Annotated in this window: 17 protein-coding genes and 1 pseudogene; 10 read left to right on the top strand and 8 right to left on the bottom strand. The window is 36.6% G+C overall.

The genetic code is table 11. The annotated features are described in order from the left end of the window. The first annotated feature begins 65 nt into the window (after positions 1–65). The 6 genes from ACM6HU_RS18205 to ACM6HU_RS18180 all read left to right on the top strand — a co-directional run bounded on the left by ACM6HU_RS18205 (position 66) and on the right by ACM6HU_RS18180 (position 6558). Entirely contained in the window at positions 66–380 is a 315-nt protein-coding gene (locus tag ACM6HU_RS18205; RefSeq protein ID WP_016113340.1) for a hypothetical protein, read from the top strand. Positions 381–410: 30 nt separating this feature from the next. Then, complete coding sequence (locus ACM6HU_RS18200; RefSeq protein ID WP_016113339.1) at positions 411–1883, top strand: oligosaccharide flippase family protein; 1473 nt, start codon at positions 411–413, stop codon at positions 1881–1883. Then, positions 1864–3084, top strand: a complete 1221-nt coding sequence (locus tag ACM6HU_RS18195; RefSeq protein ID WP_016113338.1) for an O-antigen ligase family protein — start codon at positions 1864–1866, stop codon at positions 3082–3084. The genes ACM6HU_RS18200 and ACM6HU_RS18195 overlap by 20 nt, the downstream gene beginning before the upstream one ends. Next, entirely contained in the window at positions 3062–3865 is an 804-nt protein-coding gene (locus ACM6HU_RS18190) for a glycosyltransferase family 2 protein (protein WP_016113337.1), read from the top strand. The genes ACM6HU_RS18195 and ACM6HU_RS18190 overlap by 23 nt, the downstream gene beginning before the upstream one ends. Before the next feature lie 3 nt (positions 3866–3868). Next, the gene (locus ACM6HU_RS18185; protein ID WP_016113336.1) at positions 3869–4918 is read left to right on the top strand and encodes a glycosyltransferase family 4 protein; all 1050 of its coding nucleotides are present in this window, start codon (positions 3869–3871) and stop codon (positions 4916–4918) included. Positions 4919–5016: 98 nt separating this feature from the next. Continuing rightward, a complete protein-coding gene (locus ACM6HU_RS18180; RefSeq protein ID WP_016131667.1) occupies positions 5017–6558 on the top strand; it encodes a hypothetical protein in 1542 nt (513 codons plus the stop codon). 264 nt (positions 6559–6822) lie between these two features. Here the strand turns inward: ACM6HU_RS18180 and ACM6HU_RS18175 are convergent, their stop codons facing one another. The 3 genes from ACM6HU_RS18175 to ACM6HU_RS18165 all read right to left on the bottom strand — a co-directional run bounded on the left by ACM6HU_RS18175 (position 6823) and on the right by ACM6HU_RS18165 (position 10752). Further along, complete coding sequence (locus ACM6HU_RS18175; protein WP_033671276.1) at positions 6823–7764, bottom strand: hypothetical protein; 942 nt, start codon at positions 7762–7764, stop codon at positions 6823–6825. A gap of 844 nt (positions 7765–8608) precedes the next feature. Beyond that, positions 8609–9895, bottom strand: coding sequence for a replicative DNA helicase (gene dnaB / locus ACM6HU_RS18170; RefSeq protein ID WP_016113333.1), 1287 nt, complete (start codon positions 9893–9895; stop codon positions 8609–8611). Then, positions 9892–10752, bottom strand: a complete 861-nt coding sequence (locus ACM6HU_RS18165; protein ID WP_016113332.1) for a DnaD domain-containing protein — start codon at positions 10750–10752, stop codon at positions 9892–9894. Before ACM6HU_RS18165 ends, dnaB begins: the two co-directional genes overlap by 4 nt. A 475-nt stretch (positions 10753–11227) precedes the next feature. Here ACM6HU_RS18165 and ACM6HU_RS18160 point away from each other — a divergent pair, with 475 nt between their 5' ends. Then, complete coding sequence (locus ACM6HU_RS18160; RefSeq protein ID WP_016113330.1) at positions 11228–11878, top strand: 2OG-Fe(II) oxygenase; 651 nt, start codon at positions 11228–11230, stop codon at positions 11876–11878. A 136-nt stretch (positions 11879–12014) separates the two neighbouring features. Here the strand turns inward: ACM6HU_RS18160 and ACM6HU_RS18155 are convergent, their stop codons facing one another. From ACM6HU_RS18155 to ACM6HU_RS18140, 4 genes are all read right to left on the bottom strand, one after another. Continuing rightward, positions 12015–13451, bottom strand: a complete 1437-nt coding sequence (locus ACM6HU_RS18155; protein WP_016113329.1) for a GntP family permease — start codon at positions 13449–13451, stop codon at positions 12015–12017. A 108-nt stretch (positions 13452–13559) separates the two neighbouring features. Next, the gene (locus ACM6HU_RS18150) at positions 13560–14351 is read right to left on the bottom strand and encodes an enoyl-CoA hydratase (protein ID WP_016113328.1); all 792 of its coding nucleotides are present in this window, start codon (positions 14349–14351) and stop codon (positions 13560–13562) included. 37 nt (positions 14352–14388) lie between these two features. Continuing rightward, a complete protein-coding gene (locus tag ACM6HU_RS18145; protein WP_016113327.1) occupies positions 14389–15993 on the bottom strand; it encodes an ATP-dependent acyl-CoA ligase in 1605 nt (534 codons plus the stop codon). 260 nt (positions 15994–16253) lie between these two features. After that, positions 16254–17990 (bottom strand): sigma 54-interacting transcriptional regulator, encoded by a 1737-nt coding sequence (locus ACM6HU_RS18140; protein ID WP_275857657.1) that lies wholly within the window; start codon positions 17988–17990, stop codon positions 16254–16256. A 635-nt stretch (positions 17991–18625) separates the two neighbouring features. On the opposite strand from ACM6HU_RS18140, the gene ACM6HU_RS18135 reads away from it, so the two are divergent. The 3 genes and pseudogenes from ACM6HU_RS18135 to ACM6HU_RS18125 all read left to right on the top strand — a co-directional run bounded on the left by ACM6HU_RS18135 (position 18626) and on the right by ACM6HU_RS18125 (position 20663). After that, positions 18626–19720 carry a Rap family tetratricopeptide repeat protein gene (locus tag ACM6HU_RS18135; RefSeq protein WP_275857656.1) on the top strand — a complete coding sequence of 365 codons (1095 nt, stop codon included), beginning with the start codon at positions 18626–18628 and terminating at the stop codon, positions 19718–19720. Next, positions 19717–19848, top strand: coding sequence for a hypothetical protein (locus tag ACM6HU_RS18130; protein WP_016113322.1), 132 nt, complete (start codon positions 19717–19719; stop codon positions 19846–19848). The genes ACM6HU_RS18135 and ACM6HU_RS18130 overlap by 4 nt, the downstream gene beginning before the upstream one ends. A gap of 263 nt (positions 19849–20111) precedes the next feature. Beyond that, positions 20112–20663, top strand: a pseudogene (locus tag ACM6HU_RS18125) (DUF6241 domain-containing protein). A gap of 281 nt (positions 20664–20944) precedes the next feature. On the opposite strand, the gene ACM6HU_RS18120 reads toward ACM6HU_RS18125, so the two are convergent. Next, positions 20945–23328 (bottom strand): type I restriction enzyme HsdR N-terminal domain-containing protein (locus ACM6HU_RS18120; protein ID WP_414848381.1); only part of this gene is annotated, 2384 nt, incomplete at its 5' end.

Here is a 23328-nt window from a genome sequence, read left to right as displayed (position 1 = left end):
GGGGCTTCGGATTTATCGGATCCCATATTGCAGACAAATGAATTCATAATAATTATGAATTGGCTGTGTATGATAACTCATCCACCGGATCCGTAAATAATGTCCATTCGAAAGGTATAGCTTTCTTTGATAATGTAGAAGATGAAAGATCATTAGAAAAAGCGATGAAGGCGTTTAAACCTGACTTTGTAGTTCACCAACCTGCAAAAAACGGTAACGTCAAAGAAAGTTTGCTTTGTAATAAAAAGAGTATTCAAAAATTAGGTTGGCAACCTATATATGCATTGGAAAAAGGTCTTGCGAATACATATGATTATTACCTTAAGCAAAAAGACTCTATTTTACCTAGTGGAAAAGAACCTACATCTGTACTTAAGTGACTTTACAGTTGTGAATTGGGAGAGAAATAAGTGAATAAGAAAACAAACTCAATTATTAAAAATATATTCCACTTACTTTACAGCACGATTTTAGCTAATGTTTTAAATGCAGGTACGCTCATACTATTGGCAAATTACTTTAACTCAAAGAACTATGGAATATTTAGTGTAGCACTAGCTCTTTCCATGGTCATGCATTTTTTTACAGATTTGGGAGTCAGTAATACGTTCCTTCGAGAAGGAGCAAAAAAGGAAAACCTCGACGCTACATTTTTTTCTTATATAAAAGTTCGAGTGGCATGTTTACTTTTAACATTTGTTATTTTTTCTTTCGGTATCCATGTCTTTTATCATGAACAACAAATTCTTTATATGATGTATAGTTTAATGATTCCTTTAATCATCGGCCTAGTGCTACAGAGCATAGGAATAACCTACTTTCAATTATCTGAAAGAATGCAATTTATTGCATCCATAAAAATCTTCTCGGCCATTGTATTAGTCACATTAACTATTTTGTGTATAAGCTTAAAAGTGAATATACATGTAACAGCTTTTTTATATGGTTTTTCTTATTTAGCCGGGGGTATTTACTGCCTGTATTTACTCAGAAAAAACATAGAATTTAAATGGAAATTCCCTTTTCAAAAAAATTTACTGATCAATATTAGTCCGTTCTTAATGAGTGGGTTATTTATTATATTGACTCCTCAACTAGGTCCATTAGTATTGGAAAAAACACTTCCCTTAGGGCTTGTTGGGCTCTTTGCAGTAGCTTACCGAATCCCCTCAGCTCTCTATCAAATACCAGGGGTTATTGCAGGTGCATTTTTCCCACTGTTATTTAAGAGTTATAGTCATGGGGAGGTAAAGAAACATACACAATTAAATATCCTGCAAATGAAATTTATGTCCTTGATTGGAATGTGTATGACAATAGCTTTATTCTATTTATCCCCCTATCTGATCACGCTTTTATTTGGAGATAAATGGGGATCTGCGGTTCAGCCTTTAAAAATACTATCCTTTATTATTGTCTTACAAGGATTTAATATCGCCATTGCTGATGGTCTCACAACAAGAGGACTGCAAAACCGCCGTACTATGGTTCAATTTATAACCATCTCTATTGGCTTATTGTCTTTTTATTATCTGAGTGTTACTTATGCAATAGCGGGAGCAGCTTTTTCTGTTTTAACGATGGAAATCGTATCATTTATTGGTTATATATTAGCTAATCCAATCAGAAAAACAGTATTAACCAAAGTCGTTATTCCATACGGATCCTACTTTTCGGTAAGTTTTATCCTATTACACTACTTATTATATAAGTTTCCTTTTATAGCCATGTTTTCTACCATTATCTTAATGTCTACGATGGTTTTACTATTTGATCAAGCCACTCGGGACTTGATTAAAGATTTTATAAGAAAGAAAAAACAACAGAATATTAACCATTTAAAAGACGGGAGACAACGAGGAAATGGAAAGATTACAAATTAAAAGAAATACTTCTACTTTAGAAGTCTTTCTTTTATTATTTTTCATTACACTTAGTAAATATAATTTGTCCATCGGTTTTTCATTAAAAATTTATATGATTTTTTTAGTCATTTTTTTCTGTATTTATTTTCGAGACTTTTACTTTCGTCCCCTTTATCATTATGAAATTTTATTGCTTTTATTTTATTTTACCTATTGTCTAAGTGGTGCTTTTTCACAGTATCCAGAATCAAGTATTCGCGTCATTCTAGGAGTAATACTTGTCCTTATTTGTTATTTCATCATGAGATATATGTTGGAGCAAGCTTCAATTCCTGCTATTGAGGCTTCCATTGCAAATGTCGGGATACTATTTAACATGATTAGTTTGTTATTATACATGATTGGACTACAGATAACTGGGGGATCCCCAACAGGCGTTGAGATCACCTCTTACGGATTACTATTAGATAGAGATTATCCAAGATTAATTGGACTACTTGATGACCCAAACATCTTCATTTTTTATAATACCTTGTTTTTTTCTTTTTATTTAACACACTTAAAAGGATTTAAGCATTCATTTGGATTCATCTTATGTATAATTACCAACCTTCTTACTTTTTCTCGAGGCGGTATTGTCGCCCTAATACTCGTTGTCATTTTATACATAATATTAGCGGATTTTCTAAAAAAGGTAAAAATGATACTGATTGCTCTGTTATGCCTAGTTGTAATCTACGCCGCATGTTCTTTTATGCAAATTGATTTGAATCAAATCATTTCCAGCCGCATCAATGACTTTTCTTCTGATAAAGGAAGTGGTCGATTTGAATTATGGGAACAGGCGATTAACTATTTTATGTCTCATCCCCTTTTGGGAATCGGTGCCTTTAATTTTTCGGATTATTACGCATTTGAACATAATGAAAAACTATATGTTCATAATACATATCTAGAGATCTTAGTAGAGGCAGGAATTATTGGTTTTCTTTTTTACCTTTCTTTTTTATTCCTGTTCATTATCAAGCTCTTTAAAACGAAATTGCATAATAAAGAACCCTTTATTATCCTTACACTTTTTGCTTTTTTATTGCAGATGGTATCTCTTTCCCTCATGATTAACGAAGCGCTTTTTTCCTTTTTAGCAATTGCTTTAAAATATATTTCTGTATATGAAAGAAAAGAGGCTGGTTTTTATGATATACACCAAAAAAGATAGCGAATCATTAGTTTCTGTTATAACTCCCTCTTATAACAGCTCCCCTTTTATAAAAGAAACCATTGAATCCGTTCAGGCCCAATCATATTCTAACTGGGAAATGATTATCGTTGATGATAAGTCGACAGATGACTCCGTTCATGTCATCAAACAATATATAGAAAAAGATCCACGCATTAAACTTATTACTTTAACTCAAAATGTTGGCGCCGCTAGAGCTAGAAATATAGCATTAAAAGAAGCTCAAGGAGATTATATTGCCTTTTTAGACAGCGATGATCTCTGGTTACCTACTAAACTAGAAGAACAAGTCGCTTTTATGCAAAACGGGAATCTTGCTTTTTCTTTTACCTCTTATTCTTTAATTGACGAACAAGGCAATTCAATGAATATTAAAGTTAATGCACCGAAAGTTGTAGATTATAAATATCTGCTGGGAAATACGACGATTGGCTGTTTAACCGTGATGTTAGATAGGCATCAATTGAAACAAATTGAAATGCCCGTTATCCAGCCTGAAGATACTGCCCTATGGTTAGCATTATTACGGCTAGGATATCAAGCCTATGGCTTACAAAAGATTTTATCTAAATATCGTATTGTAAGTAACTCTACTTCAAGGAATAAATTAAAAGCTGCCTACCGATATTGGAAACTCTTACGAAACCAAGAAAAGTTAAACTTTGTAAAAACCAACTTTTATTTTAGTCAATATGCCTATCATGCATACAAGAAAAACAGAGGAGACCGACCTCCTTCTATGACCAGTGGAGGGAAATAAAAAATGAACAATATTCTACTATTAACCGATAAACTCATAACAGGTGGCGCTGAGATGTATTTTTGCAAATTAGAAAACTATCTCAAACATGAAAACATGACGTTTTATTCAGCAGCTGCCACAGGTGAGTTGTATCATCAAATTCATAATAAGCATCATTTTATTCCTTTAAGTTTAAAAAATCATCCTGCTAACCTCTATACATTAAGTAAACAAGTGATGAAATTGGACATTGATGTTATCCATGCAAATAGTTTCAGAATGTTACTGTATTCCATTGTAATAAAAAAAATTACGGGAAGAAAAATTAAGCTAATTTATACAAAACATAATGTTACAATACTTGAAAAAAAGTTTCCCGCGCTATTTAAAAAAGTGTTAAATCAACATGTTAATCAAATTATCGCAGTGAGTAACTTCGAGAAAGAGAGATTACTGCAATTAGGTATAAGAAAAGATCTTATTCGAACGATTTACAATGGTGTTGATGTAAAACATTTTTCTTTTCAACAAATACAACCTAAAGAAATCCTCAATATCGGAATTTTAGCCCGATTATCAAAAGAGAAAAACCATGAACTTTTTTTAAAAATTGCAAATGAGTTAAAAGATGTACGTAACGTAATGTTTTATATTGCTGGAGATGGACCTGAACGGGATTTGATTGAAAAAATGATTCGTGATTTCAAGTTAAATCATAAGGTGACGCTTTTAGGTAATACATCTAATCCATATGAATTTATTTGCAGTATGGACTTGCTGCTTCTAACGTCCCTAAGAGAAGTGTTTCCAATGGTAGTCCTTGAAGCAATGGCTTCTGGAACACCTATTATTTCTGTAGATGTTGGTGGTATCAAAGAAGCCATTATAGATGATGAAACCGGCATTCTCATTTCCCATCATTCTGAAAAAGAATTTGCAAAGAAAATCCAGTTACTTCATGACAATCAAGACTTCAGAAAATGTTTAGGAAAAGCGGCAAGAGACAAAGTAGAAAAATCCTTTTCCCTCTCAAATATGATTCATTCTACACTTAAAACCTATCAATTTTAAAAAACAAACGAGGCCATCGTTTGTTTTTTCTTTTATATATATGCTTTTTTTCAAACATGCATATTATATAATATCCCACATATAAGGAGTGTTATAAGTTGACAGAACCTCTTAATTTTGCTGAAGACTGCCAAAATCAAAGTGTTGTTAATATTGATTGTTTTGGTGCCAGTCCAGATTTACTCGATAATTCCCAAGCTATTCAAGAAGCCATTAATTATTGCGCGGCCAACAATTATTCCAAAGTTGTCATCACCGGGAAGAAACAATATACTATATCCTCTCCTATTGTTATTAAGTCAAATGTACATCTTGAAATGGATCCCACTGTAACATTAATCGTCAAAGGGGATTTCCAAGTGTTTGAGCTTCAAAAAAACACTTCAATCTCTGGTGGTTCGATTGAAATTGTGGATAATAACTTTAACTCATCCGTTCTTTACCTTTCTGGTGCCCAACAAATAGAAATTCATAATCATACTTCTATATCAAATATCAATATTATAAACCGTACAACAACTTACCAAGGTATCGCAATTCATCTATCCTGTAAAAAGGCATGGGATTTCATAAGTTTCTTTAAAGCATACTCAATCCAAATCACAAACTTTCATACGGCTATCTATTTAAAAACAGAAAAGCTTGCGGATATAAACAATCCTTGTTGGATGAATGCAAACTCCTTCCATTCTATTTTTATAGATGGTTGTCAGTATGGTATCGAGATTATAGGAAATGGTGCATTACCTTACGAAATTTCAGGGAACACCTTTGCAGGAATCCAAGTTCAATGCCGGAAACAAACAAAAAAAGTAATCCGCTGTTCAGGTGCCTATAATATGTTTGAAGGAGTAATATGGGACGTCTTTCGTATGGATGCTGCTCCCCTCGTTATCGAATTCTCTTCCACTTCTCATCATAACTACCTATTCTCAAATCAAGTTTCCACATCTATTCTCGATCGTGGCCTATACAATCGGTGTACCTCACCACATGAAGAATCCCTTCCTATATTTCCTCCTCTTGCATTAGGAAAAGCACATCTAGCTGGGAATCAAGATGATATATTAGTAAATGCAAATGTCCGCTACGCAGTGCGCCAACTTTCTGGAAAAGCCCCTTATGCAGGACATATTAATAATTGTTTTAACCTGCTCGATGAACAAAGTGTGAATTACGTGGATGTTCCTAGTACTCAACCAATTGTAATCGAGTTAGATTTTTCTAAGCAGCCTATTAACATGCTGAATTGCATCGGTATCTATTTTGGATGGAATGAAAGCCCAAGTCGTATTTTAATTGAATATCAACAGAGCCTAAATGGACCATGGGAAGTGGCCAAAAATCTCCCATTTAATGTCGGAAACACTGTGATTTCAGAAGTAAGATCAGAAATGTTGTATAAAGTTAAGCTAACACTAAGCGAATATACACAAGATCACAAACGATTTCGGATAAATCGAATATTCGCAAAATCATCTTTACAGCATGGCTCCTCATGGTTTCCAACTACTGGTGGCACATTATATGGGGATTTAGAATTTCAAAAAGGGAATGCTGTGACGTTGACTTCTCCAAATGGAACAAAATGGAGATTGAGTATAAATGATCAAGGGCAAATTAGCACATCTAAACTATGAAAATAGTACAAATTAAGATTCATTTACTTCCATTAGTAAATATTAAAATGCTCCCCTTCGATATCTTCAAATGTTAACTATTCAAAAAATTTTGCGTAGCTATCACCTCTTATACAAAAACACGAAATACTCTAACAATTAAATCCACATCATCATGCCCCCAGAAGATAAATTTCAACTTATACGTTATAATTATCGCAGTCTCGACATGAATCTAGGGGGCTCCTCCTAAAAAAGCAATGTCCGATTGCGAGAACCTTACAGTTACTGCTTCACTTTATTTGCTTGTCCCCTATCAGAGATTCTGCTCGTAGGCATAGAAGAAATATCAATGGTCGTATCCATACTCTTATCCGTAAGCTCAACAATAGTGTTTCCATGATTGATTTGGTTCAAATCCCACAACATCCCATGAAACTCATTATGTTGCCCGCTCACCGTCAAAACACTTTTTGTTTTGCTTGAAGGTTGTATCTGTAAATTGGTAAATTGATTCCCACTAGCCTCATTCGGTATCGTTGAATGACTATCCATGTAAATCATGTTTACACAATCCTCTAAAGAAAAGTTCAGAAACCGATTAGCATTTATCCAAGCATATCCAGAATCCGGTTTATCCACTTTTAACTTTACTCCATTCTTCATTCCTACTACCTTAACGTTTTCGAAGTTAACAAAAGAAATCTCATGTTCTCTTCCACCAGCGTATAACGATATCCCTGTCCCCTTGTTCGTTTCAGACCAATTGATGATATTTATATCCTTTATATGTGTTTTGTTCCAAGTATTATAATATTTATGTTTACCATCTAAATAGATCACTTCCGAATTAAAATTCGCATCATCAATGGCAATATAGGCCCCTTCAATTGAAGCATTCTTCTCAAGTTCAATCACCCTGAAGTCACCATCAACAATAAACTGTGTTCCATACCCGAATAACAACTTAACACCTTGCTTCACAACGATAGGGGAAGTAATCTTGTACTTTTTGTCATCAAGCAAAACAGTCTTTATTTTATTATCCTTTGCTTGATTGATCGCTGATTGAATTTTATCAGAATCATTATCCCCTTTGAAATTCTCAACGTATATCTTCTCTTCTCGATCTGAATTAAAATGATTCTGATAGTAAAGAACAAAAACGATTAGTACTATACCTAAGAAGATTAAACCAATCATTTTTTTCATCGTACTCATCCTCATATTTAGTTTCCTTTCTTCGGTTCGTTATATATGAATACTCTATCGTTGTCTTCAAATATTAATACTGTCATGAAACAAGATTAAAAGATAAAGTGAAACTTTAATCAGTGGGGGTTTTCTTCATCCCCCACTGATTATTAGCCCTCACGAATCGGGCTTTTACGGGCAGTTGATCCCCCACCTAACTTCTTTGCTTTCGCTGAATTTTGAGGTGGGGGTCTTTCTGCCCGCGAATAGCGGGATAAAAAAGACTACCATACATTCTTTCAGAACTAATATGATCTCCCCTAAGCAAGAAAAGTATAAAAAAACTCCTTTGAATAAGGCTGTTTTAAGCTTTATTGATAGGGGAGATTTCACTAAAAAGAGACCGATTGGATTTTATAACATTTTTTACAACTATTACCTCTTTTATTTTCGTGCAGATGGATATTTTTTGCAAGCAAAAGGTGTATAAGCTTACCATTTTCTTTTCCTTACATTCACGAATTGTTACATTCAAAAAATAAACTCTCAATATAAAGTAAAACTTTAATCAGTGGGGGTTTTCTTCATCCCCCACTGATTATTAGCCCTCACGAATCGGGCTTTTACGGGCAGTTGATCCCCCGCCTAACTTCTTTGCTTTCGCTGAATTTTAAGGTGGGGGTCTTTCTGCCCGCGAATAGCGGGATAAAAATATCATTTCAGTAAAAAGACACTCGATGAAGTGTCTTTTTTATATTCCTAATAATTACATTCCCTACTGCTTGAAGAAATTTTTGACTAGCAACCTCTTAATCTTATCCAAACCGTCTAAAAAAGAATCAAGATTATTTTAGGTATGGAACTCACCAGGCTATTTTTAACCATCCTCTACAAACTTCCCAAACTCCTTCAAAAACCTTAGCTTCATCCCTCCAATAGGCCCGTTCCGATGCTTCGCTATCTGAATTTCTGTCACATCTTTATTCTCCGTCTCCTTATCATAATAATCATCCCGATACATCAGCATAATGACATCCGCATCCTGCTCAATCTGCCCCGTCTCCCTTAAGTCAGACAAAAGCGGACGCTTATCTTGACGTGACTCTACCCCACGAGACAATTGCGACAGCGCTACGACGCACACGTTTAAATCACGTGCCATGAGCTTCAGCTTACGAGAAATTTCACTCATTTCTTGAAACCTGTTTCCCCGATATTTCGAATCACCTGTAATGAGCTGCAAGTAATCAATAATCACAAGCAACTTTTTATCCTCATACTTCCGTTTCAGCTTCCGCACTTGCACCCAAATCTCCTGCGTTGTAACGCCTGCCTTATCATAAATCTCTAGCAGCAGATCCCCAATTTCTGCAAATGTCCGGCTCGTTTTCCCCCAGTCCTCTATCGTAAAACGATGCTTCGGATTTTTCAGCCTTTTCCCAGATACCTCACCCAAGCAAGAAACCATTCGTTTCAATAGTTGCTTGTTGCTCATCTCCAGAGAAAACAATCCAACTGCCGCATCCGATTTCGCCGCATGAAGCGCAATGTTTAAGGCAAACGCCGTCTTTCCCATCGAAGGCCGTGCCCCAATCACAACAAAATCCCCTTCCTGCAGACCACACGTCATCTTATTTAAAGCTGAAAAACCTGTCTCAATACCAGTAAGTTCTTCTGTATCTTGATGCAGCTCTTCATAAAGATCGACTAACGTATCCTTCAAATCAAAATCAAGTGTGCAATCCACCTCTTCCAGTTCACAAAGTCTTGTAATCGTCTCTCCGATTACTTTCTCATCCTTCTCCGCAAGAAGCCGTTCACACATGCTGTGCGCCATACTTCCCGCCTGATTCATTTTCCAGGCATTCCGAACAAGCCCCTCATAATAGGAGAAATTAGCAGTAGTAGGCACACTCTCAATTATATTTACAAGGTATTCCATACCACCAATTTGCGCCAAAAAAGCAGGTTCCATTTTTGAAACAAGCGCAACAAGATCCAGCGGCTGTCCTTCCTCCTCTATTTTCCGAATCAACTTAAAGATAGCTTGATGCACAGCCGTAGAAAAGTGCTGATCGGTCAGCCTACACTCCTTAATCAGTTCACCATCAAGCAGCAAGGACCCTAATACCGTCTGTTCGGCCTCAATATTTTGAATGCTCATGGCCGCCAGCCCTCTTCCTTGAGGAACTTCTGCAGCTCTTCTTCAGATGGCACGTTTTTCTTCCACTCTTCACACTCCTCTAGAAACTTCTCAGTCTCATGCATAGCAGTCGGATCCTTCTTCCGAAACTTCGCTGCCGCTTCCTCTACTTCAATAACCTTCGTATATCCCTTACCGTGCCAATCCCGTAAAATCCCCTTCACATAAGCAAGCGTCCGCTTATTATTTTCAAAAGCGATCTGGAGCGCTTTTAAGACAAGCTCCTCCGATAAATCTGCCATCCACTCACTTAATTCCCCCGCCGCATAAGACGACAAACTACCGAAAGTTTGCTCATAAAACATGAATACACTGCTGCCTGGCTCCGTCTCTTCTACTTCCTCATCCTCTTCATAACTTTCAATAGATGCTTGCGGAATCATCTCAGACAACTCACCCGGCATACCGAAATGCTCTAAAAGTAGCGGAATATTCATCTCTTCCTCCAAACATTTTTGCAAAAACATATGTACAAACTCTTTACTTTTCACCGTCTTCAGCTCACGTAACACACACTTCTCCATATTCGTATTCGTAACCGGGTTATAGCGCAGCCAATTTAAAATACATAACTCCTTCGTTTCCGCATCATATAATATCTTTCCATACTCGACAAAGCGTTGCAGCAACTTCTCAACAGTCTCCCGGTTATAACCTGTCTCCATCTCCGCCAAACGCTTCGGTAACGGATAAATCCCGCATTGCGTCGTCTTCGAACAAGTCAGCAAATAAATATAAAAATACCGCTCCTCCGGTGTTAAATCGAGTACAAAATCATCCTGCCAAAAATTCACCTGTACATTACGGTATACTGCCATGTTTATTCCTCCTATCCCTTAATGAAACATATGTAATTGACGGTTCCATCATGTATATAGGGATAAGGGAGGAAGTTTGGCGGAGTGATTTCATATTTTTTACGATTACTACGACTACTGTTTTTTTTTGAGGGACTGCTTGTAGTAGTTTTTTGTTTTTTATTTTGTTTCTTTTTAGTGATTTATTTGTTGGTAGGGGGTTGTAAGGGGCTTGGGAGGGATTCTTTTAATCTGTACATGGCCGACTTCCGCACTTATGAACAAGAAGTACAGTGTATCATTGCATGTAGCAAAGAGCATGCATTTTTAAATTGTGTTAACTTAACAAAATTTTAGTTTGGGAATAGTTAGTTTGAATAGGTAACTACATGTCCTTTTTTTTCAATCATTACTCTATTTTTTCGTAAAGAATGAATAGTAAGAAAAATATGATATATTAGTGCTATCTAATCATTTTTTTAGGGAGATGGGGCAAATGTCAATGAAAGATGAAACAGTTAAAAATACAGAACTAACGATTTTTAACCACACAGGGAACACCATTGTGACAGAAGACAGAGAAATACAAATTATTTCAAGACTAGAAGAGCCTCTTATTGTCGTTTTAGCAAATGTATTAAGTGATGAAGAGTGTGAAACGTTAATTGAAATGTCTAAAAATCAAATGAAACGTTCTAAAATTGGTGTTTCGCGCAAAACAAATGACATTCGGACGAGCAGTGGCGCATTTTTAGAAGAAAGCGAGATTACTACTAGAATCGAAAGACGAATCGCTTCGATCATGAATGTTCCTGCCCCACATGGAGAAGGGCTGCAGATTTTAAAGTATACAGTTGGCCAAGAATATCAAGCGCATTATGATTTTTTTGTAGAAAATAGTGCGGCAGCAAGTAACAATCGTATGAGTACACTTGTGATGTATTTAAATCATGTAGAAGAAGGTGGAGAGACCTTCTTTCCAAAACTCAACCTTTCCGTATCTCCGAAAAAAGGAATGGCGGTATATTTCGAGTATTTTTATCAGGATGAATCAATAAACAACCTTACTTTACATGGCGGTGCACCTGTTATCAAAGGTGAAAAATGGGTTGCGACGCAATGGATGAGAAGAAGAGCATTGTTGTAACAAGTAAATTTTGTAAAATTCATTGAAAATATACAAACAGCCATCGTTTCATGGAATGATGGCTGTTTCTATTTACCATTATACATAATCTTAACTTGATAGCTGCGTTATTTATAACAGCCAATCAATCCCCCTCCTATACAATAGAAAACATCAGATACACTCCAACAACGAAGAAAACAGCAGCCGTCTTAATTAAAGTAATACCAAAAATCTCTTTATAAGCTTCTCGGTGCGTTAGCCCTGTAACTGCAAGCAAAGTGATAACTGCTCCGTTATGAGGAAGAGTATCCATACCGCCTGCTGCCATTGCGATAACGCGATGCAGCACATCTAATGGAATACCGAAGTTCGCTGCTGCTTCAATATATTTGTCTGCCATTAAACCTAATGTAATACTCATTCCTCCTGATCCTGATCCCGTCAGCCCACATAATATATTCGTCATGACCGCTCCACCGATTAAAGGATTGGAAAATGTCCCAGTCAAATAATTTTGAATCATAACAAATCCAGGTAAAGCAGCTATAACAGCACCGAACCCATACTCGGCTGCGGTGTTCATCGCAGCTAAAATGGAACCACTTACCCCCACGCTTGTAATCGATTGAAACTGTTCTTTTACCGCTTGGAAGTTTAATAATATAGCGCTCAATATACCGATAAGAAGTGCCAATTCTACTGACCAAATACCCACGACTTGTCCCATATCAATCGTTCCGTACTCCTTCAAACCGATGGATGCAAAATCAAATCCCTTTGTATACCAAACGGGGATGAATTCTGTAAAGACTTTATTCACCACTCCAACCAGTACAAGCGGTAGAAAAGCCATCCAGTAACTAGCTGGAATAGCATCACTTGAAACAATTGGCGTCGGTGCGGCTTGCGTGCTAGTTGTAGCGGCCATTTCAGAAGTAGCATCACCTTTTCCGAAATACCCCTCCCCTTTAGCTGCCGCCTTCTTCCTACACCTTTCCAAATACAGCATGCCGCATGTAAAAATAAACAACGCTCCAATGATCCCTAATATAGGGGCTGCATAAATATTTGTTTTAAAAAACGTAGTTGGAATAACATTTTGAATTTGAGGCGACCCAGGAAGTGAATCCATCGAAAATGTGAATGCACTAAATGCGATTGTCGCTGGAATGAGACGCTTCGGAATATTTGCTTCACGAAATAATTGCGCTGCAAATGGATAAATCGCAAATACCGCGACAAATAAACTGACGCCGCTGTATGTAAGAATCGCTCCCATTAAGACGATGGAAAGAATCGCTCTTTTCACACCTATAAAACGGATGATAATTTTCGCAATTTTTTCTGCGATTCCAGTGACTTCTACCACTTTACCGAATATCGCTCCAAGCAAAAACACAGGAAAGTATAATTTTATAAATCCGACCATCTTCACCATAAAAACATTGGAAAAGAACGGTAAAACTTGCGCTGGCTCCGTCAAAAACACAGCCAGCAAAGCACATAACGGAGCGAATAAAATGACCGAGAACCCTCGGTAAGCCACAAATATAAGCAAGCCGAGCGATAACAACACAATCAATAAATCCATATCTGCAATCCCCCCTTAATAAAATGGACTTTCTCAAATTTGTTTTTCATTCTTTTATGCTTGCATATATTGTTACGATGCCTACCAAAGGCAGACATCGTATTCTTTTTATTTATGATGAAAAAGCGGCACTCTCTTTTCTATAAAAGCCTCCACTCCCTCTCTTACATCACTCGTTTGAAATACACGGCCAAAATTTTGAGCTTCTACTTTTAGCCCTTCCTCAAGAGAAAGAGATAACCCCTTATTGATAGATTGCTTCATCAAAGATAAAGCAGGAAGAGAAAACCGAGCCATCTTCGCGGCTAATTCCTTCGCCTTATTCAATGCTTCACCGCGCTGAACAACATGATTCACCAAACCAACTCGCAGGGCTTCTTCGGCAGTGAGCGGTTCACCAGTGAACATCATTTCTTTTGCCCTTGCAGTTCCTATTAAGCGAGGCAAACGCTGCGTTCCTCCCGCACCTGGAAACAAGCCTAGCTTTACTTCCGGAAGTCCAATTTGGGCATGTTCTTCTATAATCCGTAAATCACACGATAAAGCTAACTCACACCCGCCCCCAAGCGCCAATCCGTTAATCACAGCGATTGTAGGCTTCGGCAATCTTTCTATTTTATTTAATGGGTTCTGAAGCCACAATGATTTTTCTTCTGCATATTCACTCCCTTTCCCAATCCATTCTGGAAATGACTTGATGTCCCCTCCGGCAACGAAGGCTTTTTCTCCAGCGCCAGTTAGAAGTACAACAATGACTTCATCATCCCGTTCAATTTCATCAACCGTGGCCGTCAGTTGCTCAATCACCGCATAACTCAGTACATTCACAGGAGGATTATCAATGCTAATAGTCGCGATTCCTTTTTCTTTAGACCATGAAACAACCCGCTTATTTTCCAATGCAATCCCTTCTTTCTAATATGTAATGAGACAATCTTCAACTCGTTCTTTTAATGACATACCCCGCCTGTTCGCGATCCCAAGCAGTACCGATTCCTTCTTCCTGCAACTTGAATTTTTGAATCCGTTCCGTTGCTGTTTTTGGGAAAGATTCACGAAACTGAACGTATCGCGGCACCATAAAGTAAGCCATACGTTCTTGACACCAATCTATAATCTCTTCATGAGACATCATTTCTCCTTGCTTTACAATCACATATAATTTGACATCCTCTTCCCCCACTTCTGACGGGACACCGATAGCCGCTGATTCAAGCACTTTCGGATGATTATTTACGACCTTTTCAATTTCCCAAGAAGAGATGTTTTCTCCACGTCTTCTAATACACTGTTTGATCCGATCGCAAAAATATAAGTAGCCTTCCTCATCTCGATAACCGCGATCCCCTGTATGGAACCATCCTCCCTCCATCGCTTCCTCTGCTTTATCCGGCATTTTATAGTAGCCTTCCATGAATGTTTGTTCTTGTAAGGAACGGATGAAAATTTCACCGATTTCACCAGTCCGCGCTTCATTTCCATCCTCATTGACAATCTTCGTCTCTACGTAAGAATACGGTTTCCCAATAGAAGGCGGCTTATTGGCATTCAATGGATTCGTTACACAAAAGCCTGTCGTTTCCGTTAATCCGTAGCCTTCCACAATCCGGACGCCAAACCTCTCCTCAAACGGCTTCCAAAATCCCTTAGGCGTAGCGGCACAAGCCGTCACCCTTGCCGGATTTTCATAATCGTTTTCCTTTTCCGGCTGCTTGCAGAGAATTGGAATCATCGATCCTAAAGAATTAAAAATGGTTGCGCCATGACCCCGAATCTCATCCCAAAAACGAGAAGCACTAAACCGCTTTCCAAGAGCAATCGTCGCATTGGAAGAAATGGCACCGAGCACTGTATGGGCCTGGGCATTAATATGAAATAAAGGCAGCGCTGTAAATAAAATATCTTTCGAATTCGCACCAACCATATAAGTAGCGAATGACTGTGCAGAATTGACATAGGCAGAATGACTTAACATGACCCCTTTAGGTAGTCCCGTCGTTCCAGAGGTGTAAAGGATACTATTAATAGAAGAGGAGGAAACAGCTTCATTTGGAAGATAGTGATCATTTGCATGCAATACATCTTTCAATCCGATTACCGGCCGTTCTTTACCATCATCTGCAATGATTACGCTTTCATTATTGTCGTGAACAACAATCCCAATTTCCCTTTGTATAAATGGTAAACAAGAAGCAATTTGAGGAACAAATTCCTTATCAATGATCATTATCTTACAATCAGAGTGGGATAAAATATACTGCAGACCTTCTCCTTTTAAATGCACATTAAGAGGCACCGCAATTGCTCCCATAAAAGATAAAGCAAACCATACATCCAGATATTCAGGGGTGTTATGAAGCATAATACAAACCTTGTCACCTTTTTGAATACCGAGTTCACACAATCCCGCTGCAGCCCTTGTAATCCGGTGATAAAGTTCTTCATACGTAACCCTTTGTTCTTCAAATTGTAAATACACCTTATCAGGCGACTTGTTGATACTTTGTATAAGAAAATGTGGCAAACTCTGATTCTCAAGCATTAGATTCCATCCCCTTCCTATTAAAATTCTTTTTATTTATATAGCAAGAAACATGCCAAAGCTTGTCTCATTCCCTATTCCCTTATTCCTTCAGGGACATGCCCCGAGTCTCCCTTACATGTACACCTTCGCATGTCGCATTTGCGCTACAAATGATAGTGATCATGTCGCATATATAAGAAAGTGTCGCAAAAACGCGACAACATGTATTACTGCAAACCAAACAAAAAAAGGGCCTATTTGCCCTTTACATTCCTTCATCATATTCCGTATCTTTCTATTTTTCGATATAAGCTGGCCCGATGAATTCCCAAAAGCTCAGCTGCCTCTTTTCTATTTCCAGCTGTTTTTTCCAAAGCCCTCGTAATCGCCCGTTTTTCAGCGGATTCCACTTCCGTCTGCAGTGAATAGCTTATCTCATCCTCCCCTTGATATCCCGCAAAAGTTTCATGATCCAACTCTTCTTCCAAATCTCTTTTCCGCAAATAAACAGGAAGGTGATGCACTTGAATGATCGTTCCTTCCACAACATTCATCGCTCGTTCCAGCACATTCTCTAGCTCCCTAATATTCCCTGGCCAATCATGCTCCATGAATATATCCCTTACTCTCTCATCTAATAAAAGAACGTTACTACCAAGCTCCTCATTCAATTTCCGAATTAAAAATTCCGTTAAATGTACGATATCTTCCTTTCGTTCTCTTAGCGGAGGAATATCAATTGCAAACACATTTAGCTTATAATATAAATCCTCTCTAAATTCTCCTCTTTGCACCATTTCACGGAGATTCCGATGCGTTGCCGCAATAAAGCGGACATCAATCTTTTGAGTTTTTGTGCCACCGATTCTTTCAATCTCTTTCTCTTGCAGCACACGAAGCAACTTCACTTGCATGTCCAAAGACATATCACCGATCTCATCTAAAAACAACGTTCCCTTATGGGACAACTCAATCTTCCCAGGCTTACCTCCTTTTTTCGCTCCTGTAAAAGCACCCTCTTCGTATCCGAACAATTCAGCCTCCAAAAGATCCCTCGGAATCGCAGCACAATTCAAACGAATAAATGAACCCCTAGCACGCGGACTCGCATGATGAACCGCATTGGCAAAAAGCTCCTTCCCCGTTCCGCTCTCTCCTCTTATCAAAACCGTAGACCGACTTTTCGAAACCTTCAAAGCCATCGTTTTCACTTCTTCCATTTTCGCACTCTCTCCTACAATACTTTGAAATGAAAACCTCCCTGCTTGCAGCCGCTGTAATTCAGTTTGATAGTAAGATAACTTTGATTCCATTGCACGAATCTGATCCCCCAAAGCTTTAAACTGCTGTATATCATGGAACATAATTTTACCGATCGCACCAATAACCTTACCGTCCTTAACAATAGGTATACGAGTTGCAATAATATTCTGATTATTTATACGCTGAATATGCCCAATTTCCACCTGCCCCGTCTTCACGACAATATGCATCCTCGTATTCTCAACAACCTCCGTACAATGCTTCCCAATCGCTTCCTTCGGATCATCAATTCCTAAAAATTGCGCATAAGCACCACTAAAAAAATTGATGATCCCTTGCTCATTCACCCCTAGAATACACTCCGACAATAAATTCAAGGCATTTTCATACCGACTGATGGTGCTTTCCAAAGACTGTATGCTTTTCTCCTTGTTTTCTAAAATGACAATCGATCCATCTTCTCTCCCGCCCTGATGTACAGAGGATTCATTCACAATAAATACTTGGTTGCCAATCTTACACTCGTACTTATGCAAACTATCATTTTGATTCACTAATAACTTTTTCCTGTTAGGAATGATCATCGATATGTGCTTACCCGTTATTTCGTTTTCTGTTTTGTTTAACATGCTGCAAAATGCTGGATTGCTGAACGTGATGATTCCATCATGACTTGTAACAGCAATCCCGTTATTCATTACCTGAAGAGCCTGACTCGTTAACTGCAAATTTCCCCCTTCATCCATATGCATTTGGAAGCCTCCCCATCAAATCGTACTCTTTCTCGCATGTAATATATATCCATTTTACAACACCTTGTGAAACACTTAAAACTTCTAAAACAGTTCATACTAAACAGACAATATATGATTTCGAAGTTAAGCTGAACTTTAATTCTCATGTACCTCAACTAAAGTACAAGAAGGATATAAGGTAAAAATATCCAATTAATTAAGTGATTAATAAAATCCACAAAATATTATAAAGAATTTAGGTGCTACATATATTGAAAACACTATTTGGTATATTTCTCTGTCTATTGGGAGCTTTTTTAATGAATCTAACAGTTAATAGTCTCGGAGACATAGGTAACACCCTAATGAGAATAATAGGAGTTGTCTTTGTTGCATTAAGCATCAAAATAATAAGCAATAAGAATAAAGAGTGAAACTCGACTGCTTAGGAACAAGACTGTCAATAGATGGCCTTGTTCCTGAGAACCACTATCTTATGCTCTTTCTTTTCCGCTTCTACATACTCCGTTAACTCTCCTTTTATTTTCTGAATTTTCTTTATTTTCTTTCGAAATTTTTTTCGCATTTCTTTCCTATACCAAATTCTGCTATCATATTATTTAAAGATTATACATATAGATAAGGGGGATATTATGAACGTCTCATTAAAGGGGAACGAGCAGATTACTAGTCTCTTGAATGATTGGTATGTTGAAATTCGCGCTAGACATATCGAAAACGCTCATCTTCTGAAAAAAGAGATTGATGAGAAAATCGAAAATATTTCACATGATGAAAGTTTATCTCTGTATTATTTTCTATTGGATTTCCGTTATAAATATGTAATTGATAATTTAAACGTTTCAAAAAACAGTTTTGATAAAATTGAATCTTATGAGATTCCCGAAGATAGTCTTTTAACATACTACTATCATTTTTTTAAAGCAATTCATGCTAGTACAATTGGCAACTACAATATTGCTAGAGAGAACTATGAGAAAGCCGAACGATTACTTGATATCGTGCCTGATGAACTTGAAAAAGCTGAGTTCTATTATAAACTTGGGGCATTCCATTACGATGTTTACGAGTCCCTTCAATCCATTAAGTGTGTCACAAAATCAAAAGAGATATTTTTAGAACAGGAGAATTACGAACGAAATACAGGATTCTGTGAAAACCTTTTAGGGATGGCCTGCATTAATTTGAAAGAGTGGGTATTGGCGGAAGAACATCTTGTGAAAGCAATGGATATCTTCCAAAAGCTTAAAGAAGATACATTTATTTTGATGGTTCGTCATAATCTAGGACTGTTGTATGCAAGTCAAAATCTATCTGAACTAGCTATTCGTTATGCATCCGAAGTTTCTCAAAATAAGCCAAATCATTATAAAGCTATATTTATTGAAGCACGAGAACATTCTAAACTTGGACATGTTGAAGTTGCTGATGAGTTATTCGAAAAAGGATTAGAGATATGTACAAAACTGGAGAATGAAGAATACAAACACCGATTCAAAATTCTTAAGGACGTAAACAACAAAATCCCCGCTAAACAATTAGAAGAAACCGTTTTAGCAGGAATTCCGTATTTTGAAAGAGAAAATCTATATGAATACATCCATGAATATTATGAAATTTTAGGAATTAAATTTTATAAAGAGGATGAACATTCAAAAGCAAGTAAATATTTCTATTTAAGCACTGAAGCAAAAAATAGAATTATTGAGAAGGGAGCTTTAAAATGAAGAAGTTACTTAGTTTAATGGGAATCATAACTGTTTTAACATTAACCCTAGGCATCTCCTCACAGACGGATGTTCATCAGATTGAAGTTGTGGCTAGTATGATGGCAGATGGAGACCACGGTGGTTGATATTACCTCTGACCCAGATTATATTTCTGGGTCTTTTTATTTACAGATAAAGATTGATGGATTTGTATAATATCGATTCATATCCCTTCCAACAGTTGTAACTACGCCTTTTAAAAGCACAAGCTTTGATGTAAAAGAGTTAATTATGTATGCACTCAGAAACCTATTCCTCATTTTTTGCTTACTTTTCTCAATATCTCGATATCATTCATCTAATTTACTAAAAGAGAAAGAACTACTGTGATCCCTAAAATAGTAGTCAAATGTATAACTATAAAGCACAAAAACAACTCGATTTTTGCACAAGGAGGATCCAAAACATGAAGAAATGGACAAAACCCCTAATTATCACAATCGGTATCATGCTATTTGGTGTATTTGCAGGGGGCATGATTGGGAACCTTTTTAATCCTGAAAGTGACAACAAACAAGTCGCGAAAGGTGAAGAAATTGAAGAAGTTGATGATATAACTAACGCTGAAGGAGTTATCATCGACTCTATGCACAAAATGACTCACCAAAAGGTAATGACCAACGAGAAAAGCGGTTTTATCGCAATGTCTTCAGATAATATAAAAAAACTTCGTCAACTAGTAAATGACAGCGATATGTTAGCAGACAAAGACAAGTACAACAAGATTTTAGATCGTTGAGAAAAAGGGGATTTCTCAAAAGCTGTTGAGGGGCATAATGACATGTGGGAACGAGCAGGTGGAAGCACGAATGGGAAGGCGTACCGTTTAGCTACTCCAGAAGAAGAGAAAGCATATCTTGAGGAACAGAGTGAAAAGGAGCAAACTAAAGAAAATCATTAAAATATCTATCCACATTCTCAAAAACTTATAAAGGCACCTTAGCAAATTGAATACGAATTCGCTAGGATGCCTTTTCATCACTACATATTCTTCATCGCTTCCTTCAAATACTGCTCTTCTTCCTTTATTAGCAAAGAAGGAAATTCAGCTAGTGGAACATCACTCTGTTTGGAAATATTTGCGAAGTCAGTTCGTGCTATACCAGCGCTTTGAATAATTTCTTCTATAATTACTATCTGATTGTAATTTTGCTGACTTTAATTCCCCTTAAATATCACTACTTATTTGAGATGCATTCTTTTCATGTACTCGAGAAAGGATAACCCACTATTCACCACATTTATAACTTCTTTAAATTCTTGTGGGATAACTAATACGTTCCCTCCAGTTTTAAAACCAACGAGGATTGCAGCAGGTGGCATATTAACAGCATTTGATCTGTAAATCTCCTCCATTCTCTTAATATACTTTTTCTCTACTCCAACAACATGATCTACAGTCTCTGAGTCTTCATCAGTTTGATTGAGAGCAAGGTAGAAATCAGCTTTTTCCTTAGTATCGAAAAATAATAGATGTTCTTTCCCGTTCATTTTTTGGCTTTTCATATTCCCAGTATTAACTTCGTCAACAAACTCCATAATGGTCCAGAACGGTTCACCTTTGGATGTTATCGAAGGTAAAAATTTAAAGTGAGGTGACCTTTTCAACTCTTCTTTCTTAGCACGTCGAGCTGATTGGACCTTTTGGCTGTCAGGCATAGAATTTAGTAAACTAAAGATTTTGTACACAGCTAAAAAATCCTCACAATTTAATATTGCATGTTTTATCTCAGGCCTTAAATCAAGCATACTTGGGCCATCCCATGCACATTTCTCATGAATAATATGAAAACCACCTAAATTTTCGTCAGACAAATTATTTTTGTCAATTCTTAATACAACAGTAACTTTATCTTCTACCTCTATATTATCGTTGCAACTGATACATAGGGGGTGATCATTCTTTGTATACTCTTCACTCCACATTTTACGTTCATTCTTATACTTACTCTGCTTAAAAGAGATGAAAAAGATCGGGTATTGACGCAAAAATCCATCTCTTATGTATGTATTGAACGGTTGAATTAAATCAATCATCTGTTTTGTATGCCACTTCGATATCTGATAACAATAAATATATTTCATTAGCGCATTATTACATATAGAGACATATTTTATCTGATTAAAATCTTTTGTAACGAGCAATAGCCCTATTTTAAGTAAATCTTGAAAATAAGAATAACCATTATTAACTGTTGATAACAACTCCAATAATAAATCGTGTTCTAAGTTCTCTCTCTTATCTTTAACCATTTGACTTATAATCCTTTTTAGTACAAGCTTGGTCATCTCCGGTTCAGAGGTCTGTTCTAGCTTCTGACGTAACCATTTCTGGTACAGCTCAGTTTCAGTAATCTCGCTCGAAACCTCCTGCTCTTGATATACCTCAGCAAGCATTCTCATTAGAAAGGGCTCCTTTGCGAGCTCTCTACTCTCGCTATTTAAATCTCCTTTAATTCCATATGCTTTCTTATATCTTCCCCATAAACACTTAAGTTCCTGTTCGTCCATTTTATCTACATACACACCTATCTTGTTTAGAAACGATAAGTTTCTTGACGAGTAGATATTTTCTCCAAAAGAATTTAACGAACCTTTAAAGTGAGTAAAACTACGCCAGATATCATTAGTTTCATCAGTAGTTTTGCAGGATGTGATTAAATAAATATTTGAGTCTTGAATTTTTTTTACTAAGTCGTTCAATTCATTACGCAATTCTACTGGATTAGGATGTTCATCTAAACCATCAATTACAATAAAAAAGCGTTGATCTCCATTGTTTTTAGTAATATCATCAAATCTTCTTACTAATTCTGTCATACTATATTCCTGGTTTAACAAAAAATGAAAATCTTCTTGGATAGAAGTTATCACTCTTTGGTTGAGTAAACCAGCATTATAAAACACCATTGGGAAACGATCTTTATATTGATTCCATAAGGAATATAAATAATTAGTTTTTCCAAATCCTGAAGTACCGATTATTGCATAAATCTTACTTCTTGACTTCAAGAAATTTTTAAATTCATCCATGTATTTAGTTCTATTACAATGAACTTCGTCTATAATACTTTTATTTGAAATTTTTTCTGATTTTATATCTTTAAAATTACGCTCACTCTGAAGTTGACAAAAATGAAGAAGGTTCTTTCGATCTAATCCAACAAAAGCTCGAAGAGCTACTTCACGAATATCCTCTGATATAGTTAAATTACAGCCTGACACAATAAAATTACTCTTACTTAAATCTGTATTGGTTAATTCATCTTTTGTTATAGTATCAAATATCCTTGTGGTTTTTCCGTTAGTTACAACACTATAGGGAGCAATTTCATCCAGTAATCTGGCATAATTTATGGCTTGTTCAATATCTTTTTCATTAATTGGATGATTCCCCCTTTTAACTTCTACTAAAATAACATTTCTCAACTTACCGTTCACTAAAGCCTTATATAATATATCGGAGTAAACATGCTTGGTGATTTCCTTCCCGATATACAATTCCCCTTGCCTAGGAATGTTTATTTTAAAATGAGTTTCGAATTCTATTTTGTCTGTCAAGAACC

It is taken from the genome of Bacillus sp. IT-79MI2 (genome assembly GCF_949768135.1).
In the GTDB taxonomy this organism is placed as follows: Bacteria; Bacillota; Bacilli; order Bacillales; family Bacillaceae_G; genus Bacillus_A; species Bacillus_A pseudomycoides.
Note: the sequence above shows the minus strand (reverse complement) of the source record. Positions and strands in the feature narration are given on the sequence as shown.

What these genes read in the sequence shown, in the direction of transcription:
- ACM6HU_RS18145 (WP_016113327.1), bottom strand. Translation starts at nt 15,993, where the DNA reads ATGCTTGAGAATCAGAGTTTGCCACATTTTCTTATACAAAGTATCAAC.
- ACM6HU_RS18135 (WP_275857656.1), top strand. Translation starts at nt 18,626, where the DNA reads ATGAACGTCTCATTAAAGGGGAACGAGCAGATTACTAGTCTCTTGAAT.
- ACM6HU_RS18190 (WP_016113337.1), top strand. Translation starts at nt 3,062, where the DNA reads ATGATATACACCAAAAAAGATAGCGAATCATTAGTTTCTGTTATAACT.
- ACM6HU_RS18155 (WP_016113329.1), bottom strand. Translation starts at nt 13,451, where the DNA reads ATGGATTTATTGATTGTGTTGTTATCGCTCGGCTTGCTTATATTTGTG.
- dnaB (WP_016113333.1), bottom strand. Translation starts at nt 9,895, where the DNA reads ATGAGCATTCAAAATATTGAGGCCGAACAGACGGTATTAGGGTCCTTG.
- ACM6HU_RS18175 (WP_033671276.1), bottom strand. Translation starts at nt 7,764, where the DNA reads ATGAGGATGAGTACGATGAAAAAAATGATTGGTTTAATCTTCTTAGGT.
- ACM6HU_RS18140 (WP_275857657.1), bottom strand. Translation starts at nt 17,990, where the DNA reads ATGCATATGGATGAAGGGGGAAATTTGCAGTTAACGAGTCAGGCTCTT.
- ACM6HU_RS18130 (WP_016113322.1), top strand. Translation starts at nt 19,717, where the DNA reads ATGAAGAAGTTACTTAGTTTAATGGGAATCATAACTGTTTTAACATTA.
- ACM6HU_RS18195 (WP_016113338.1), top strand. Translation starts at nt 1,864, where the DNA reads ATGGAAAGATTACAAATTAAAAGAAATACTTCTACTTTAGAAGTCTTT.
- ACM6HU_RS18185 (WP_016113336.1), top strand. Translation starts at nt 3,869, where the DNA reads ATGAACAATATTCTACTATTAACCGATAAACTCATAACAGGTGGCGCT.
- ACM6HU_RS18160 (WP_016113330.1), top strand. Translation starts at nt 11,228, where the DNA reads ATGTCAATGAAAGATGAAACAGTTAAAAATACAGAACTAACGATTTTT.
- ACM6HU_RS18165 (WP_016113332.1), bottom strand. Translation starts at nt 10,752, where the DNA reads ATGGCAGTATACCGTAATGTACAGGTGAATTTTTGGCAGGATGATTTT.